Consider the following 18,050-nt stretch of genomic DNA (forward strand, 5'->3'; position numbering starts at 1 on the left):
AACCTCCTTAAAATAAAATGACAGTGTAGTTAGCAATAACTAACTACACTGTCATTCTACACCGGTTTGCAGTCTCTAACTACTCCAAAGGGAAAAGTAAATCAAGAAAACAGCCCAAAAGTTAAATCACTTTTTTGCTTTACGGTAATCCTTTGGAAGCATTCCAAACACTTCTTGAAAGGCTCGCGCAAATTTACTAATATTTGAATATCCAAGTTCACCGGCTATTTGCGTGATTGATTGATCTGTTTCCTGCAAATAAACAGCCGCAAGATTCATTTTATACTTTTTGATATGTGCATAGGGCGTATCGCCATAAATCTGTTTGAAAATAGCTTGAAATGTGACCTTGCTCATTGGCTCCTTTCGCAAAAGTTCTTCTATGGATATTTTTTTGTCGAGGTTTTCTATGAGCTGTTGGCGGATGCGTTTGATGATTTCAATTTGTTCTTTGGCATAATACGTTGCCTCATACTGATCTTCAATCCGCAGCTGTTTGATATGGTAAAATAGTTCCAATAATTTGATACGGAAGTAATTTCTCCCTTCAATACCTTTTGCCGCGTACAATTCATCGAAGATATGTAACAGACGCTGAGGCGTTCGACATAAAAACCACTTTTTTTCTAATTCCAGTTCTCGTCCCAGATTTAGAACATCAATGTTGTAGTACGAAAAAATCTGTTGCGTTTCCGCATCGACAGAATCCTTATCAATCACACAGCTTAGTCCTACGCTATATCCAAAGGGAAAAGAATAGGCCGCAGGAATATTAGCAAGAGCATTGATACATAATTCTCCTTCTTTCATATGAAAAACCTTATTATTTCTTAGTTCAAATTCAACGCGCCCCTTTTGGTAATGACGAATTTCAATGATATTTTTATTTGGAATGGGTTCACGGAAGGTGTCTGTACAATTAAAGTCCATAAAGATCAAATCAATACCAAGGAACAGCGCATAATCATATAGAACCCCTATTCCATTGCACTTGTATTCAACTTTCGTGTAATCATTGCACACTTCAGCGAATGTCGCACCTTCACCATACCATTCTAAGCCATGATGTTGGGTCATCAGAATAGCCCTCCTTTTGGTTAGCCACTTCTAACTATAATATGCCATTTGAAGGAAGCAGTCAAGATAAAGCCAAAGTAAGACTTGCAGATAACAGTATTGGTAGAGGAAGCGAAGACGCTTTGTCCGTTGCTGCACGGGCAAATTATGTTATTGTTTCTTGATGAGGGCAGGCAGCCTAGAGCCGTTCAAAAGCCTCTGTGCTAATAAACTCTGAAAACAACGCTATATGCAGACCATGAAGCCTGATCAGATATAAGAGTAATGTCAACACAATATAGAACAAACCGAAAGAGCCTAGGAACTGAAAATTTTTCTCTTAACCAACAGATAGAGGAAGGCACACAAAGTGAATATCATTTTTCACAGTTTATCAGCACAATTATTGACCAGTACACAAAATAATATTCTCTATTCTGTGTGTTGTGGAGGCCACAAAAAGGCCTCTTATTTTTTTGCAAATTTTTCTTTCCAAAGCGCTATTTTGCGGGTAGTTTGAAAGCTTTTCAGAGTATTAGGAGTGGAGGAAAAGAAAAACAGCAGCAAGCATAGGGAGTGTAGCCACACTCCCGAACATCGGCCCCATCCCTCCCTGCGGGCCGGAGCCGGTTGCTTGTTGGGGAAATCCCCAAACCCCTGAATGAAAGGACGGTGAGGAAATGGCAAATCGAAAACGGAAGTTTGTGCTGCGCGTCCCCGTGACGCCGGAGGAAAGGGCGCTCATTCAAGCGAAGATGGCCCAGCTCGGCACAAGGAATTTTTCAGCCTACGCCCGGAAAATGCTGATTGACGGCTATATTGTCCATGTGGACACCAGCGACATCCGGGCGCAGACTGCGGAGCTGCAAAAAATCGGCGTCAACGTCAACCAGATTGCACGGCGTATCAACAGTACCGGGGCTGTGTACGCGCAGGACGTGGAGGACATCAAGGGGGCGCTGGCCCAGATATGGCAATTACAAAGATACATCCTATCAAGGTAAATCTGAAAAAGGCGCTGGACTATATCGAGAACCCGGACAAGACCGACGATAAGATGTTTGTTTCCTCCTACGGCTGTTCCTATGAAACGGCGGACATTGAATTTCAAATGCTGTTAGATCAGGCGTTTAAGAAAGGCAACAATCTGGCCCACCACCTGATACAAGCCTTTGAGCCGGGCGAAACCACGCCGGAGCAGGTCCACGAAATCGGGCGGCAGCTTGCCGATGAAGTGCTGGGCGGGAAATATCCCTATGTGATAACCACCCACATAGACAAGGGCCACCTGCATAACCACATCATTTTCTGCGCAGTGGATATGGCAAACCAGCGCAAGTACATTTCCAATAAGCAGAGCTACGCCTATATCCGGCGTACCAGTGACCGGCTGTGCAGGGAAAACGGCTTGTCCGTGGTGAAGCCGGGCAAGGACAAGGGAAAGAGCTATGCCGAATGGGACGCCCAGCGCAAGGGCAAGAGCTGGAAAGCAAAGCTGAAAATTGCCATTGACGCGGCAATCCCGCAGGCCAGAGATTTTGACGGCCTCTTACGGCTCATGGAGGCGCAGGGCTACGAGATTAAGCACGGGAAATTCATTTCATTCCGCACCCCCGGACAGGAACGCTTTACCCGCTGCAAAACCTTGGGGGAGGATTACACCGAGGAACGGATCACCCAGCGGATCAGGGGCATTGCCATCGACCGGGGGCCGCGCAGAAGAAGTGCCGGGGAAATCTCCCTGCGGATCGCCTTGGAGGACAGTATCAAGGCCCAGCAGTCGGCGGGCTATGCGCGTTGGGCGAAAGTCCACAACTTGAAGCAGGCCGCTAAAGCCTTAAATTTCCTGACGGAACATCAGATTGAGAGCTACGAGGGTTTGGAAAGCAGGCTGAACGAGATCAGCGCGGCCAACGACGAAGCCGCCGCTGCCCTGAAAGCGGTGGAGCGCCGCCTTGGGGACATGGCGCTGCTGATAAAGCATATTTCTACCTACAAGCAACTGCGGCCCGTGGCGCTGGAACTGCGGCAGGCCAAAGACAAGGCCGCGTTCCGGCGAGAGCATGAGAGCCAGCTTATTTTGTATGAAGCTGCGGCAAAGGCGCTCAAAGAGGCCGGGGTGAAGAAGCTCCCCAACCTGTACGCGCTCAAAACCGAATATAAAAAGCTGGACGGAGAACGGGAACGGCTGTCAGAACAGTATAACGAGGTAAAGAAAGAGCTGAAAGAATACGGCATTATAAAGCAGAATGTGGATGGCATTTTGTGGGTGACACCGGGAAAGGAGCATACACAGGAACGATGAAGCGACCAAGAATGAATTACAGCCAATACCGCAAGTCCCGACGGCTAACGCATGAGTGCTGCAATTACTGTGACGGGAACTGCCTCCTGCTGGACGATGGGGAGGAATGTGTCTGTGTGCAGAGCATTTCCTATTCGCTGCTGTGCCGGTGGTTCAAGGCCGCCGTCCTCCCGCTGGACGCGGCGCTTTATGCCGAACTAATGGAGCGGAGCCAGGCGTTGCGCTGCCGGGAGTGCGGGACGCTGTTTTCTCCCAGGCGGCCCAACTGCCTTTACTGTCCAGACTGTGCCAAGAAACGCAAACGGCAGAGCAAGAAGCTGTGGGCGAGGAAACACCGGGAGCATGCGTAGAAAAAGTAATGGGAAAAGGCCCTGAAATATCAGGGCTTTTTCCTTTGGTCAGAGGGGTGGTCGTATGTTAATACCTTTTCTCCTGGAAGCGGCATTTACTTTTTCTACAAAGTGATACCGATATCCCGCTCTCATTTCTGCGTTGCCATTCTGTTTCTTTTTCCTATGGCTTTCCCCACAATCATATATCCTTGAAAAATCAGTAGATTTTTCAAGTGAGTTCCTATATAATAAAATCAGTTAGTTAATGCGAACTCAGTAAGAGCAAGGAGGTTATTCCATGGGGATTCTCAAACAGTTTTTTAACAACACCAGAAAGCCGAACGGCTGGATGGGAAAAATGATGGTCAGAGGTATGAATCAGGGCCATGCTGCTGTTTCCGATTGGGGGCTTTCCTATTTTCCAGTCGTACAGAAGGCGTCTCATTCTATGATCGCAGATTTCGGATGTGGCGGAGGACGCAATACCGCAGCGCTTTTAAAGCGTTTTCCTGCTGCAACGGTCACCGCCCTGGATTATTCCAAGGTCGCTTGTGATAAAACAAAGCAGTTCAACCGGCATGAGGTGCAGTCTGGGAGATGTAACGTTGTGCAGGGGGATGTGTCTCGTCTCCCTTTTGAAGCGGCGACATTTGATGTGATCACAGCCTTTGAAACGGTCTATTTCTGGCCGGGGCCGGTGGAGAGCTTTCAAGAAGTCTGGCGGGTACTTAAACCGGGCGGGACATTTATGATTGTGAATGAATCGGACGGGACGAAACAGGCAGACGAAAAATGGACTGACATTATCGACGGAATGCGTATTTTTACTCAGGAACAGTTGACGCAATACTTAAAAGATGCAGGCTTTTCCCAGATAGCCGCACATATAAATCGGAAACAACACTGGATTTGTCTCCTGGCGGAGAAAGCACGGTAAGCGGAACCGCCGATTCAAAATGCGGATTCATAGAGATTTCTTACTTACAACACATGATGGAGGGATAGAATGACACGCGGAGAGATTTGGAAAGATTTGTTGAAACACACGGTTTTGCCCCTGATAATCGCACTGTTCCTGTTTTTGATTTTCAAGTCGGTCTTTACCAAAAACGGCGAAACGGAATATTTTTATGTCTGGCTCTGTTGCGGGATTCCCTTTGGGATTCGGCGGATGTTTGTTTGGCTGGTTCCCCATGGATATGACTTAGGCGGCACGGTTGGTATGATTGCTGTGAACTTTATAATAGGCGGCCTGATCGGCGGGGTCATCCTGACCTGGCGTCTGGTGGTTGCTGTATGGTATATTCCTCTGACTATTTACCGATTGCTCACGAATTGATTTGGATTTCCAGTTGTGTCCTGAAATGTTGGGAGGTGTGTGTAGAAAAAGTAAAGGGGAGAAACCCTGAAATATCGGGGCCGCTTCCCTTGGTTGGAGGTATGGCTGAGTGTTAATATCGTTTCCCCCAGGAAAGCCATTTACTTTTTCTACTACAAAAAAGCAGCAAATCGAACGCCAGCCAATGATTCGTCAAGGCGAATAAGTCTGCGTGACGGCTAAAGGTCACATTTGACTATGAAAATGCTATGGATTTGTATAACACGAAAAAAGCGCCGGACGCAAGGGACATATAGCCCCCCGCGTCCGGCGCTTTTGCCTGCTTGGGTTATTCGTCTGTGAAATGGAACGGCTGCGCTTCAAAGTCGGCATCGCCCATAGCGTCCAGCTTATCAAGGGCCTGACGGGCCAGCGCCGCCATATCCTCGCTCATATCCGACAGGGTGGCCCGGATGGCTCCCGATGTCCTGCGCCGGTCACTCTTATGATACATACAAATCAGGTTTTCTTCTTCCACGGTGAAATACATTCCTCATACCTCCAATTCCTTTGATTGTTCCCTATGCGGGGGATTCTTTTTCTGTTCCTTCTTAGCCGCTGCAAGCTGCGCCCGGATGGAGGGCTTTTTCTGGCTATGGTTGGCCTTAGCATTCTTGTGGGCCTGTTTTTGCGTTTGTCCCTCTGCTTTCACTGCCGCAGCGACATCCGAAAGGGAAACCTGTTCTCCGGCCTTTGCTCTGGCTTCCAGTTCTCCCATGGACGGAGTGTTGTTCAGGATGCCGTCGATCATATTTTCGTTCTGTTCGGTGGACATTTCAGCGGTTTTGATGTGGCTGTCCTGCTGGGCCGGGATGGCAAAGGCCCTCGTACCATTTGCCATAATGAGATACCTGCCATCCTCCGACTGGTGGTGAAATCCATACCCGGCAGCCTCCATCTGTTCCCGGCTCATGGCGGTTACATAGAAAGTCCCCCTCGGTGTTTTAACAGTTTCGCCCGTTTCCAGTTTGTCGGGGGTAAGCTGCCGTCCCTGCTCCTTGAAAAATTCCGGCACCTCCCGATAACCGATACGATCCACATAGTAGGCAGTCTGTTTCCCGTCCTGCCGGAACACTACAATATCTCCCATAGAGAGGGAACGTCCCTTGTAATCGGCGGGATGTTCCATATTAAAGCAATGGTAAATCTCGTCCAGAGAGGCGTTCTTATCCAACGGGGCTGTGTAGACCAGCTGGTAATTTTTCCTGTCTACTGAAAGCCCGTCCGCCTGCAAGCCCTCATAGGAACGGTAGCGGAAGTCGCGCCCCTCCGGGCCGCGCGGTACTTGGTAGATGGAAAAGTTAGGCTGCGCCGGGGCATCGGAGCCAGAAGCAATATATTCCTCCACCGTCAAACCGGCGGCCTTGGCCTCCTGCGCGACCTCGGCCTGTACCTGCTCCTTGTAGTTTTGCAAGCTCTTATCAAAGTCGGAAAGCTGCGGCGGCTCCGGCAAAGGTTCCCCCTGATTGAGAAGCGGGCGGCACTCCTTTACATAGTCCACAAGGGCGGTCAAATAGGCGGTCTGCTCTGGCGGGAGGGAATCGCCGGATTGCAAAAGGCGCTGGGCCTCCTGCTCCATACGGGAAAGGTTACAGTGCTGCTTCATATAAGGGATAAACTCATTGAGAAGCATTTCCCGCTGGGCCTTGTCCGCCTCCCATGCCTCCGGCCCCTCGTGGTGCAGCACATGGTTTTTCCAGCTTTCATCCTGCGCGTAGTATTCGTGATACCCTTGGATATGCTCGATCAGGGAACCGTCTCCGTCGCCAAAATCCTGCCGCCCCTCGTAGTTGTCCGGCTGGCCCTGCATAGTAAAATCAATGCGGAACTTGGTTTTATCGTACCAATGACCTGTATAACCCGGCTGTTCCCGGTCATGGCGCTGGGCCTCGTCCAGTGACTTAAAAACGGCATCGGCTTCATGTAACGGCATTTGCTGGCCGTCTTTCAGGTGGGGGCTTTCACTCCAAAGAATCGTAACAATCGGCTCCGCTGCCGGGTCAAGGGTGATCTGGCGCTCGGCGTTTGCCACGGCGATTTCCCCCTCTATCCGGCTTTTCACAAAGCTGTCCACCTCGCCGTACTGCATTTCATAGCCCTGTTCGCAAAGCTCATTGACAAGGGCCATCACCTTTTGCGTGTCGTCCACCGCCTCGGCATATTCCACAATCAACCGGCGTTCCCCGTTGCCTAACCGCTGGCCGTCCTTTTCTGCAAGGTCAATCAAAGCGTTGGCCCGTTCATTGGGGAACGCCTCCGGCATGAATGGTTTTCCGTTCAAAATCCCGTCTATCCTATTCCACGCCTGCGGCTGCCGGGCCTCGGCCTTTTCCAGCGTTCCATCCTTGGAGAGCGTAAAGCCCTGTGTCTGGATGGCCTCTTTCGTCCCCTGCGATACCTCGCCGGTAATTTTCAAATCCGTGTCAATCAGCATTTGCAGCATGGCCCGCACTTCATCGGTCATGGCCTGCTGCTGTTCCGGGGGCAGCTTGGAAAATACGCCGTCCGGGTTTGGCTGCTCGGCGGCCTGCTCTATTGGGGCGGCCTCCGGCTGTTCCTGCTGGGCCTGCCGCTGCTGCTGAAGTTCGGCAAGGTGGCCGTCGATGGCGGTTATCAACTCGTGGGCAGTAGCGCGGATGGTTTCAAGGGACGCCCGCAGCTCTTGCAGGTCTTTGCCAGAACTCCACCCGGCCACATACCCAAAGGAATAGTCGGACGTGTCCAGCCCGTAGTGCTGGCAGACGGCATAGGCCACGCTCTCGGCCTGTACCTCGCGGGTTCGGCTGTCGGGCCGGGCGGCCTGCTCTGCGGGCGTGGCCTCCGGGTCTATGGCGTGGAGCTTGGAATGGGCGATTTCGTGAATGGCCGTCTTGACGGTCTGCAATTCGCTCATGCCCTCCTGAATAGCAATCCGCTTTTCCGTCAGGTGGTAGTAGCCGTGAGAGCCTCCGGGGATGTCCTCAAAACCAATCGGGACGGGGGAGGTCTGTTCCAGCGCCTTGAAAAAATCTTGGTATTGCTCCACGCCGCCCGTCAATTCCTCCACCCCCAAAGAGGGCAGCGGCTCCCCCTCGGTCTGGCTCACGTCAAAGACGGAAACAATCTTAAAGGCCGGAACCTGTACCTCCTGAACCTCGGTGACAGGCTTTCCGTCCCTGCCGATCACTTGCTTGCCCTGGGCGTCCAGCTTCGGCACTTCCTTTTTGGCCTTAAACGGGGCTGGAGCCAGTATCTTGATGGCCTTTTCGCCTTTCTTGACGTTGCGGTGAAAATCATCCCGCCACTTGTTATAGCCTGCGACAAGCTGGCCGCCCTGCATGGCGATCAGGAGCGTGTTGTTAAAGCTGTAACTGTGGAACTTCGCCATAGAGGTGAGATAGGCTTTGTAGCGTTCACTCTCGAAAAGTTCTTGTATTCCTGTTTCCAGCCGGTCGGTGATTTCTTTCATGCGGTCGGCGCTGTTCTGGCTGTTCAGGATAATGGGGGTGACGGGCTGCGGGGGCGGAGCTGCGGCCTCCTGTTTCTGCTCTGGCTGGGCTTTTGCTTCCTCCCGCAGCGCTTCCGGCGCGGGATAGCCCATTACCCGGTATTCCTCCGGCACGGGCTGGCCCTCGTGGACGCGCTGCCACTCGTCGCCGGTTCGCAGGAGATAGCCGTACTCCGTAAACGTGCCTTTTTCCTCGCTGGCGATAAACTGGCCCAGCCGTTCCGTGTCGATGGCCGGTTTCCACTCGTCGGGGACTACCATCAGGCCGGAACGGTTTAAGTAGTAATCCCCCAGTGTGCGGTTGTCCTTGGCGTCGATCAGGATAAAACAATCGGTGTTCTCGGCGTAGTCGATGATCTGGCCGATAGACTGAAATTTTTCCGGAGAGTGCATGGCGGCGTTGAGGCCTGCAAGCTCCACAGCGTCCAGCTTTTGAAGCTGGGCGGCAAGGAAATTCAATTCGTCCACACTGGCGGCCCGTACCAAATCCTCCGGCAATTCCAGCGCCCGGCCCTCCGGGGCAGAAATGCCGTCAATGAAAAAATCCTGCGGGTTGTCGGCGCTGATGTGGATTTCTTTCATGGCGGCCTGCACCTGTTCAGCGGTGGCCGGCAGGGAAAGCCAGTAGCCGTGCGGCCCGCCGGACTGCGCTTCGGCGCGGTTGTCAATCAGGATAGAAAATACTTCGTTCACGGGTTCCCTCCTTTCAGGCGGTTGGATAGCAGGGGACGGCTCCGGCTGTTCTTTTTCGGCCCCGGTGGTCTGCTGGGGCAGCTCGGCGGCCTGACTGGGCGCTTCCCCCTCGATGGTGTAACCGGGGAGCAAAAGGCCATTCACCTTGAAATAGTCGGCGTACTCCTTGAGGATGGCCGGGGAGATTTCCGTAAACAAATGCTGGTGGGCCTTGATACGGCCATTCAGATATTTGTCCAGTGCTTCCCGGCTGTCAAAGACTTTCTTTTGCCCGGCGATTCTGGCCTGTCCGTAATTCCCCGGCGCATTGGTGTAAAGATTCCAGTCCAGCGTCCATGAATAGGGGATGGATTTCTCCGCCGCGCTGTTATACCGAGTGTTCTCGGTAATGGAATAGGACATTTTATAGACGGCGTTGCTGCGGACGCGGAGAAAATCGCCCTGCGGCTCCCATTGGTTTGCGGTATGCTTGACAGGAAGCGTCCGGGCATAGTCCAGCGTTTTATCAAGGGCAAGGGTCTTTCCGGCCTGTTCCTCCCATGCGGCGGCCAGCTCCTTTAGACGGTTAAACACTTCCTGTTCGGCGGCGGCGCTTTCCTCCCGCTGCTTCAAAAGCTCCGACAAGGGCAGGGCCGCCAGGCCGGAAAGGTCGGACTGTTCACTTTCAAAGTAAATCCGGCGCTCAATCTTCATGGTTTCAGCCGTTTCTAAGCTGTCATGGTCGTAAGAGCTGTACGACATTCATTCCTCACATCCTTTCTGTGGTCGTGTTTTGCGTAGGGGTTTGGGGATATTCCCCAACAAGCAAACTCCCCGGCCCGGCAGGGTGTACCGGGTCAGGGAGTTTTCGGGAGTGTGGCTACACTCCCTATGCTTGCTGTTTTTTAGTTCTTTGCCCTCCGTTCTATGCGATAGTTGACGTATTTCCCGCCCGTATCAGCCAAAAGTACCGTGCCGTCGTAGGTCTTTCCCGTTTTCACGGAATAGAGGCCCTTTATCTTGACTTTCCCGCTTTTAAGGAGCGCGGCGGCGATTTTCGGGGTGAACGCTTTCTTTCGTTCCTCAAAAAATCGGTCATTCTTCCACATGACAAACTGGCAGGCCCGGTTTCCGCAATAGTAGTTCTTTTTCCCCTCGTAGACGCTTTCCCCGCAGCGCGGGCATTTGCCGATAACCACACGCTCGTTTTGAAACAACTGCTGGGCGTCCTCGCTGATCTGGGAATAGTTCGCAATCAGGCCCCGCGTCATTTCCTCAATGCCCTGCATGAAGCTCTCCGGGGCGGCCTCCCCCTTGGCAATCGCCGTCAGCTCCTTTTCCCACTGTGCCGTAAGCTGGGGAGAGGTCAGCACATCCGGCAGGAGGCAGGCAAGGTTGTGGCCGTCCTTGGTGGGAAGTAGCTGCTTGCCCTTTCGCTCGATAAATCCCATCTGCACCAGCTTTTCTAAGATGGAGGCGCGGGTGGCCGGTGTGCCTAAGCCCTGCCTCTCGGCGTCCTCCGGCATATCCTCGGCCCCGGCCCGTTCCATAGCCGACAGCAGCGTATCTTCGGTGTAGGGCTTTGGCGGCGTGGTGAAATGCTCGGTGGCGCTGGCCTCCACCTTGTCAAAGGTCTGGCCCTCGGTAATCTCCGGCAGCTCCCGCGCAAGCTCCGGCGCGTCCTCGTCGGCGTCGGTCTGAAAGGAAGCCTTAAAGCGCCGGTCAATCTCTTTCCATCCCGGCGTCAGGATGGTTTTGCCCTTGGCGGTAAATTCATTCCCGGCGCAGGTGATTGTGGCGGTGACGGCCTCATACACATGGGGCGCGGCCACGGCGCACAGCAGCTTGCAGCAGACAAGGGAAAGTAGTTTTTTCTCCCCCTCGGTCAAGCCGTCAAAGCCCTTGGCGATAAACTCCATTGTGGGGAGGATGGCGTGGTGGTCGCTCACCTTTTTACTGTCCAGAATCCGGCCAAACTGCGGGGAGAGGTCAAGCCCCTTTGCAAAGGGAAGCAGGGGCCAGAGGCCGGACACAAGGCTTTCCGCTGTGGGCTGCATATCGTCGGTTAAATACCGGCTGTCCGTGCGGGGGTAGGTCAGCAGCTTTTTTTCGTAGAGCTGTTGGGCGTAATCAAGGGTCTGCTTGGCGGTAAAGCCAAAGAGCCGGTTGGCCTCCCGCTGCAAGGTGGTAAGGTCATAGAGGCGGGGCGGCTGCTCCGTCTTTTTCTCCCTCGCCACGGAAACACAAACGGCCTGCGCCCCGGCGCAAGCCGCTTTCAGGCTGTCCGCCTCGCCGGGGTTGGAAATGCGGCTGCTGGCCGCCTCCATGCCGCCCGCTGCGATATGGACAACGTGATTTTTCTCTTTCTTGAAACCGCTGATTTTGGCCTCCCGGTCAACCAGCATTTTTAAGGTGGGCGTCTGCACCCGGCCCACGGTCAGGGTCTTGTGGTAGAGGATGGAGAAAAGCCTTGTGGCGTTTATCCCCACCAGCCAATCCGCCCGCGCCCGGCAAAGGGCCGATTGATAGAGGGCGTCATAGTCCGCGCCGGGTTTCAGGCTGGCAAAGCCGTCACGGATGGCCCCGTCCTCCATGCTGGAAATCCAAAGACGCTTGAACGGCTTTTGACAGCCCGCCATCTGATAGACGAAACGGAAAATGAGTTCCCCCTCGCGTCCGGCGTCGGTGGCGCACACAAGGCCGTCCACATCGGGGCGCTCCATCAGGGAACGCAGGACTTCAAACTGCTTTTTCTTCTCGTCCGGGATGATATACTGCCATTCCTGCGGGAGAATCGGCAAATCGTCATAGCGCCACTTCTTGAAACGCCCGTCGTAGGCCCCGGCGTCGGCAAGGGAAACCAGATGGCCGATACACCAGCTCACCAGATAGCCGTTTCCCTCAAAGTAGCCGTCCTGTTTCTTATCCGCGCCGGTCACGCCTGCAATGCTGCGGGCTACGCTCGGCTTCTCTGCAATCACTAACTGAATACTCATTCCTCGTCCTCCTTATTCGTTTCTGTTGCTTCTTCCTCTATCAACAAATCTTCCCCCGGCTCTTGGGCGTCCCCATCGGTGGCGTCGTCCGGCTCCGGGGCTTCTTCTTCGTCCTCGCCAAAGTCGTACTCATCCAGATCATCGCTGCCCTTGACATCCGCTTTCGGCTTACGGAGCTTAAAGAAGTAAAGGGCCGCGCCGCCGCCTGCCAGCGCTACCACAAGGAACACCACAAGGCCGCCCATACCGCCACTTTCTTTCTCCGGCGCTGCCGGTTCTTCCTCGCCTACGGGTTCCGGCTCCGGCCCGGCGCAGGCGGTCAGGTTATTCTTACAAACCGGGCAGGCCGTGTTGACGGCTCCGGCTTCACACTTGGCCGTGCAGGTGCAGGCTTGCGGCTCCTGTTCGCCGTCCTCCAACAACGCTTGCAGGTCGGCGTCGTCCACTTGGTTCAGGAAATGCACGGAGGTTTCCTTGTCCTCGTTGGCCCGGTCAATCAGGATATAGAAATAATTCCCGGCCTTGGTTGTGACGGTGATAAGCTGTTTATCCCCGTAGAAATCATCTACCAGAGCCGCGTTGCCCTCCGGGGTGACGGGTACGCCCTCCGGCTCCATCTCTATGCCCCCGGTGGTGGGTTCCTCCGTTTCCTCCGGCAAAGGGGCCTCGGTGGTTTCCGGCAGCGGCTCCGGGTCAGGGTCAGCGCCCCCGGCGTAGGCGGTGACGGAAAAAGCCGCCATGCAAAGCACAGCGACCAGCGTCACGGTAAATCTGCGAATGAGCTTATTCTTCATCAGCGTTTCCCTCCTGTTCAAACTCCGGCTGCGGGGCCGGGGGCGCTTGCAGAGCGCCGCCGCGCACAAAGGCGGCGAACTCCTGCGGGGTCATGTTCAGACCGCGCACAAGCTGGACGATCTGCAAGTTTTCCTGTTCGGTCTTTGCCGCTTCCAGCTCCCGGAGCTGTTTCTGCAATTCCGCGATCTTGCCCTTGGTTTTCTCAATGTCCTTTTCAATACGGTCAAGTTTATTTGCTGCCATAGTCTAAAACTCCTTTCTGGCGTCAGGGTAGACGCCCGTAACAAAATAGGTGAGATTGCCAGTAACTTGAATTTAGATTTGTGTAAGAAATGGGGTCGCCACAGTGCAGCATGACGGAATTACCCACATAAAGCCCCACATGGGAAACGCCGGGAGTGTCGTAGGTGCCGACGAAAAACACCAAATCGCCGGGCTTGGCCTGCCCCGCTGTGACGGGGGTACAGAGGTTATAAAGCCCCTGCGCCGTCTGCCGCCCGACGCTCCATCCGCTCTGATTGAGTACCCAGCTAATAAAGCCGGAACAATCAAAGCTGGTGCTTGGAGAGCTGCCGCCCCACACATAGGGATAGCCCACATATTTGTCCGCTTCCGCAATCATGGCCGCAAAGGTTTCATCTTCCAAAGCTTCCGGGGGGATTTCATAGTAGGTCGGCTCCTTGACGGTGGAGGCATGGGGATAGCTGCCGGTTGGAAAGAGGTCTGGCCGGTTGCCTAATGTCTGCATATAGGCCGCGTACAGGCTTAACTGTTCCTCGTCCATGAGATAAACGGGCAGGTGGGATAAGTCGTTGTTGGTAAGTGTCACGTTGCAGATATAGTAGGTATAGGGGACTTCCACCTCGTACTCGTTGCCCTCGCTGTCTGTCCTCGTTTCCGTGCGGTAACGGATTTCCGTTTCAATGGTCTGCGTCAGGGTGTATTGCTGTTCAAAGAGCATGGCAAGATCGCCCTGTACCTCGTCCAGCGTAAACGCCCCGCCGTGGAGCGCGGAGAGGATAGATGTCAGCACATAGGGGTCATGGCTGATTTCGTCCAAATCAAAACGGTACTCGTCGTAGCCGGGGTGCAGGCTTTCGTAGTTGTCAAGCTCATGCTGCAAGTCGGCCTCCATCCCGGCGTAGGCGTCCTCGGCCCCCAGCATATCGCTGTCCTCGGACAGATAGGAGGTGGCCGCAAGCCCCGTCCCGGCGCTGCCGAACATGGCGGTGCAGGATTGCAGGCCGCCCATAATCAGCATGAGAAGCAGGCCCACGCCGCCGATCAGCAGCGCCCCTTTCCAGTGGCGGGCCACAAAGGAGGCGGCCTTTTTGCTTTCCTTGGCGGCTTTCCTGGCTGTGGTGGCCGTGGTCTTGGCGGTGCTGGCCGCGCCCTGTGCCGTCTGGCCCGCCGCCCGCGCTGCCTTGGCATACTGCCGCTTGATTTTCTGCTTCTGCCAGAAGCGGGAAACCGGGTTCTTTACCGCCTGCGCCATTTCCGGGTTATCCCGCAGGGATTTTTGATACACAAACTCGGCGTTGGCGGCTATGGATTTCCTCTCGGCCTTGGCTGCGGCCCGGTAGGGCTTTAGCTTATGCCGCTGTCTGGTGCTTCTTAGGGCCTTGCCCGCCTGACGCTCGGCCAGTTCTTCCCCCTTGTGGCCGCCCTCCACGCCCACGTTTTCGTGTTCTACCTCGTGGATTTTCCCGTGGAGATATAGCCCCGCCTCCTGTACGGGGCGGCTGGCCGGATTGGTTTTGAGCTTCGGCGGGTCTTTTTCCACTTTTTCAAAGTGAAGTTTACTCTTGGCCTTTCCCTTGGCTTCATCGTAGACGGTTTCCTTGGTAAGTACGCGCTTCTTCGGGAGGGCGTCTTTGGCCGCGTCCAGCTTATCCGCCCGTTTCTCGGCTTTTTTGATATAGGGGGCAAGCTCCGGGGAGGCCCGTTCCTCGGCGGTAAATTGCAGGCGGGAGGTGGGCCGGTGCAGGGCTTCGCCTCCCTCCGCCACTACCTCTCCGGCGTCCTTGGCCGCCTGCTTCGCCTTATGGCGGCTGTGGAGCTGGTCGGCCCGTTCCAGTGCTTTTTCCGCCGTGCCGCCCGGCTCGGCGGTATATTCCTGCTCGGCCTCCCGGCTGGACACGTTGACGTTCTCGCCGGTGGTCTGGTTATCCAGCGTCAGCCCGTCGTGGGTCATGCGCTGGGTGATTTTATCACGGGGTTTTAAGGGGCGCTTCATGGTAAATCACCTCCTATCTGGCCCGGCGCTCATATTGTGGCCCCCTCGCCTAACCGGGTCGTCATGATCTGGTAGAGCTGCGTGTTCTTCGGGATCGGGTTCTTAAACGGCAGAATCACGTTCTCATAAATCAAAAGCCCCTCGCCGGGTTCGGAATTGTCCACATACCGTAGCTGCTGGGGGGAAATGTTCAGCCGTTCCGCAAGGATTTTCCTATCACCGCTGGCCTGATTTAACAGGCAGATAAAGTCGCTGTTTTCCAAAATGTTCTCGATTTCCGGGGAGGAAAGGAGGTCTTTCACGTTCTGGGTGGCACCTGTCGGGACGCCGCCCCACTTCCTGAAACGCTTCCAAATCTCGCAGGAAAAGGCCGCCGTTTGTTCCTCCCGCAAAAGCAGGTGAAATTCATCACAAAAGAACCACGTCGCCTTGCCCTGGCTGCGGTTCTGCGTCACCCGGCCCCAAATCTGGTCTTGGACAATCAGCATACCGATTTTCTTTAGCTGCTTGCCTAACTCCTTGATGTCAAAGGCCACAATCCGGCTTTCAATGTCCACGTTGGTACGGTGGTTAAAGACGTTCAGGGAGCCGGACACATACAGGTCAAGGGCCTGCGCCACCCGGTCAGCCTCCGGGATATGCTGGTCTAACAGGGCTTGGTGGAGATCGGAAAGTATTGGCATATTTTCCGGGCGGGGGTCTGCCAGATAGAGCCGGTAGATCACCTGCACGGCCCGGTCAATCACCGTCTTTTCGATGGCTTCCAGCCCGTTCTTGCCGCCCATGACAAGCTCACAGAACGACAGCACAAAGTCGGATTTTAAGGCCAGCGGGCTTTCATCCTCGGAGTAATTCAGGTTGATGTCCAGCGGATTCACATAGCTTTTGCTGGTGGGCGAGAGCTTCACCACCTGACCGTGAAGCCGCTTGACAAGGGGGTAATACTCCGCCTCCGGGTCACAGATATACACGTCGTCCGGCGTACAGAGGAACACGCTCAAAATCTCGGATTTACAGCTCATGGACTTGCCGCTTCCGGGGGTTCCCAGCTTTAAACCGTTGGGGCAGCGCGCCCGCTTCCTGTCCAGCATAATCATGTTGCCGGTCTTGGCGTTGACGCCGTAATACATGGCGTCGCCGCCCTGAAAAAGCTCCTGCGTCACGAAAGGCACGAATACGGCTACGCTGGAAGTCGTCAGGGAACGCTCAATTTTGATGTGGCTGGCCCCCAAAGGGAGGCTGCTCATAAGGCCCTGCTCCTGCTGGTAGTCCAGACGGACAAGCGAACAGTTGTATTTCTGCGCCACGCCTGCGGCCCAAAATACATCGTTGTCCAGCTTTTGCCGGGTGTCGGCGGTGTTCAGCACCAGAAAGGTGAGCTGAAACATCCGTTCATTCCGGCTCTGCAAGGTCTTTAATAGCTCCTTGGCGTCCTGCCCGTAGGTGGCAAGGTCGCTGGGAAGTATATCCATGTCGTAACCGCTGCGGACGGCCCGTTTCTGTTCCTGAATCTTCATGGCGTCAAGGTCGGTGATTTTCCGCTTGACGGTTTTAATGGCCTCGCTCTGGTCGATGGCCTGCACATGGAGGTTGACGACAATCCCGTTTTCCGTGTTGAGGAAGTCCGCCAGCATTTCATCCGACAGCTCCGGGGAAAGGATGTTTAAGAAGCTCACAGCCCCATACTTGCCACCCAGCCCAAACAGCCGGGCATTTCCGAAACGGAACGAGGACGGGGCGATAAAGTCCTTGGTGGAGAGGCCGGAGGGGGCCAGCCATTTCCAATCGAATGGAAACGGCTCCCCGTCCGGGTGGAAAATGCTGTACATGACTTCCAGACGAGCTTTCGCGTCCAGCCCCCACGCCACGGCCCCCATGCTCTTGAAATAGCCTAAGAGGTCGGTTTCAATGCGGCGCAGCCTTGCGCGGGCCAGTTTCAGGTTGTCGGCCTCGATGGTGTAGGTCAGGAATTTCCGTTTCATGAGGCCGTTGTTCCCGCTTACAAGCTGGTCTTTCAGGATGGCGGAATACTCGGCCCGGATGTCGTCAAAATCATCCCCCTGCGCCCGGATTTCAAAGCTCTTGGCGTACTGCTTAGGGTCGATCTTGTGGTTGATAAAAGAAAACTGGACGTGGATAGAGGCGTCCAGATAGTTGTATAAATCGCACAGGTTTTCAAAGATGGCCGTCTTGGTGTCCGCCTGCGCGAGCTGATAGCTGATGTCCGCAAACTCGATACACTTGGAGAACGTGCGGGGCGTCAGGCGGCAAATCCCGTCCTGATACATGGCCTCGTAGGGAATACTCTCCTGTGCGGAGTGGGGCTTGCCGTCGCCCTTATACTTGCGGATGACGGCCTGAATCTCTTTCTTTTCTGCGCGGGTCAGCTTTACCGGCTTTTTTTCCGGCGCTTCGTTCCTTTGCTTTTTGGACAATGGCGTTTACCTCCTTTTCCATTTGTCGCTGCCGCACAAGGGCAGAATAGGCGTTGTTGGTCTGGTAGGGGCGCTCTTTCGGCATAAGAAAGCAGCACTGGATGATCTGCCATACCACCACTTCAAGGGGCTGGCCGTGGCGCTCATAGAGGGCCAGAAGCAGGCCCGGAAGCATGGCGAACACCATAATCAGTGCCGCCGCGCTAGTGGGGACGCGGCCCCTAAGTAAAAAGAAAAGCGGGACGCCTACAAGCAGCGCACCGCCAAAACAAATGAGCTGCCGTTTCGTCAGCCCAAACACCACCTTGGATTTCACGCGGGTAAAATCCTTGGGAACAGTTACATAAGCCATAAAATA

14 protein-coding genes are annotated in these 18,050 nt (G+C 54.4%); 5 read left to right on the plus strand and 9 right to left on the minus strand.

Features of this window, described 5'->3' with window-relative positions:
• Window positions 1-126 precede the first annotated feature (126 nt).
• Window positions 127-1,077 (minus strand): AraC family transcriptional regulator, encoded by a 951-nt coding sequence (locus GKG43_RS01355; protein ID WP_003505037.1) that lies wholly within the window; start codon window positions 1,075-1,077, stop codon window positions 127-129.
• A gap of 659 nt (window positions 1,078-1,736) precedes the next feature.
• Here GKG43_RS01355 and mobC point away from each other — a divergent pair.
• The 5 genes from mobC (at window position 1,737) to GKG43_RS01380 (ending at window position 5,032) form a co-directional block, all read left to right on the plus strand.
• The gene (gene mobC / locus GKG43_RS01360; RefSeq protein ID WP_003505034.1) at window positions 1,737-2,060 is read left to right on the plus strand and encodes a plasmid mobilization relaxosome protein MobC; all 324 of its coding nucleotides are present in this window, start codon (window positions 1,737-1,739) and stop codon (window positions 2,058-2,060) included.
• Complete coding sequence (locus tag GKG43_RS01365; protein ID WP_003505032.1) at window positions 2,027-3,361, plus strand: relaxase/mobilization nuclease domain-containing protein; 1,335 nt, start codon at window positions 2,027-2,029, stop codon at window positions 3,359-3,361. The genes mobC and GKG43_RS01365 overlap by 34 nt, the downstream gene beginning before the upstream one ends.
• Window positions 3,358-3,711: a cysteine-rich VLP domain-containing protein gene (locus tag GKG43_RS01370; RefSeq protein ID WP_044911538.1), complete on the plus strand. Its 354-nt coding sequence runs from the start codon at window positions 3,358-3,360 to the stop codon at window positions 3,709-3,711. Before GKG43_RS01365 ends, GKG43_RS01370 begins: the two co-directional genes overlap by 4 nt.
• A gap of 280 nt (window positions 3,712-3,991) precedes the next feature.
• Window positions 3,992-4,630 carry a class I SAM-dependent methyltransferase gene (locus tag GKG43_RS01375; RefSeq protein WP_003505027.1) on the plus strand — a complete coding sequence of 213 codons (639 nt, stop codon included), beginning with the start codon at window positions 3,992-3,994 and terminating at the stop codon, window positions 4,628-4,630.
• A 69-nt stretch (window positions 4,631-4,699) separates the two neighbouring features.
• Window positions 4,700-5,032 (plus strand): DUF6050 family protein, encoded by a 333-nt coding sequence (locus GKG43_RS01380; protein WP_117441019.1) that lies wholly within the window; start codon window positions 4,700-4,702, stop codon window positions 5,030-5,032.
• 328 nt (window positions 5,033-5,360) lie between these two features.
• Here the strand turns inward: GKG43_RS01380 and GKG43_RS01385 are convergent, their stop codons facing one another.
• The 8 genes from GKG43_RS01385 to GKG43_RS01420 all read right to left on the minus strand — a co-directional run bounded on the left by GKG43_RS01385 (window position 5,361) and on the right by GKG43_RS01420 (window position 18,044).
• Window positions 5,361-5,561, minus strand: a complete 201-nt coding sequence (locus GKG43_RS01385) for a transposon-transfer assisting family protein (RefSeq protein ID WP_003505023.1) — start codon at window positions 5,559-5,561, stop codon at window positions 5,361-5,363.
• 3 nt (window positions 5,562-5,564) lie between these two features.
• Complete coding sequence (locus GKG43_RS01390) at window positions 5,565-9,992, minus strand: LPD25 domain-containing protein (RefSeq protein ID WP_003505021.1); 4,428 nt, start codon at window positions 9,990-9,992, stop codon at window positions 5,565-5,567.
• A 143-nt stretch (window positions 9,993-10,135) separates the two neighbouring features.
• Window positions 10,136-12,226, minus strand: coding sequence for a DNA topoisomerase 3 (locus GKG43_RS01395; RefSeq protein ID WP_129878397.1), 2,091 nt, complete (start codon window positions 12,224-12,226; stop codon window positions 10,136-10,138).
• Window positions 12,223-13,020 (minus strand): DUF4366 domain-containing protein, encoded by a 798-nt coding sequence (locus GKG43_RS01400; protein ID WP_003505015.1) that lies wholly within the window; start codon window positions 13,018-13,020, stop codon window positions 12,223-12,225. Before GKG43_RS01400 ends, GKG43_RS01395 begins: the two co-directional genes overlap by 4 nt.
• Window positions 13,010-13,264 carry a DUF4315 family protein gene (locus GKG43_RS01405; RefSeq protein ID WP_003505014.1) on the minus strand — a complete coding sequence of 85 codons (255 nt, stop codon included), beginning with the start codon at window positions 13,262-13,264 and terminating at the stop codon, window positions 13,010-13,012. Before GKG43_RS01405 ends, GKG43_RS01400 begins: the two co-directional genes overlap by 11 nt.
• Before the next feature lie 22 nt (window positions 13,265-13,286).
• On the minus strand, window positions 13,287-15,257 hold the full coding sequence (locus GKG43_RS01410) for a C40 family peptidase (protein ID WP_003505012.1): 1,971 nt from the start codon (window positions 15,255-15,257) through the stop codon (window positions 13,287-13,289).
• 29 nt (window positions 15,258-15,286) lie between these two features.
• Window positions 15,287-17,692 carry a VirB4-like conjugal transfer ATPase, CD1110 family gene (locus GKG43_RS01415; RefSeq protein ID WP_129878399.1) on the minus strand — a complete coding sequence of 802 codons (2,406 nt, stop codon included), beginning with the start codon at window positions 17,690-17,692 and terminating at the stop codon, window positions 15,287-15,289.
• A complete protein-coding gene (locus GKG43_RS01420) occupies window positions 17,595-18,044 on the minus strand; it encodes a PrgI family protein (protein WP_003505010.1) in 450 nt (149 codons plus the stop codon). The genes GKG43_RS01415 and GKG43_RS01420 overlap by 98 nt, the downstream gene beginning before the upstream one ends.
• Window positions 18,045-18,050 lie beyond the last annotated feature (6 nt).

The organism is Eubacterium sp. BIOML-A2 (assembly GCF_009680135.1).
Lineage (GTDB): Bacteria > Bacillota > Clostridia > Lachnospirales > Lachnospiraceae > Faecalicatena > Faecalicatena contortus_B.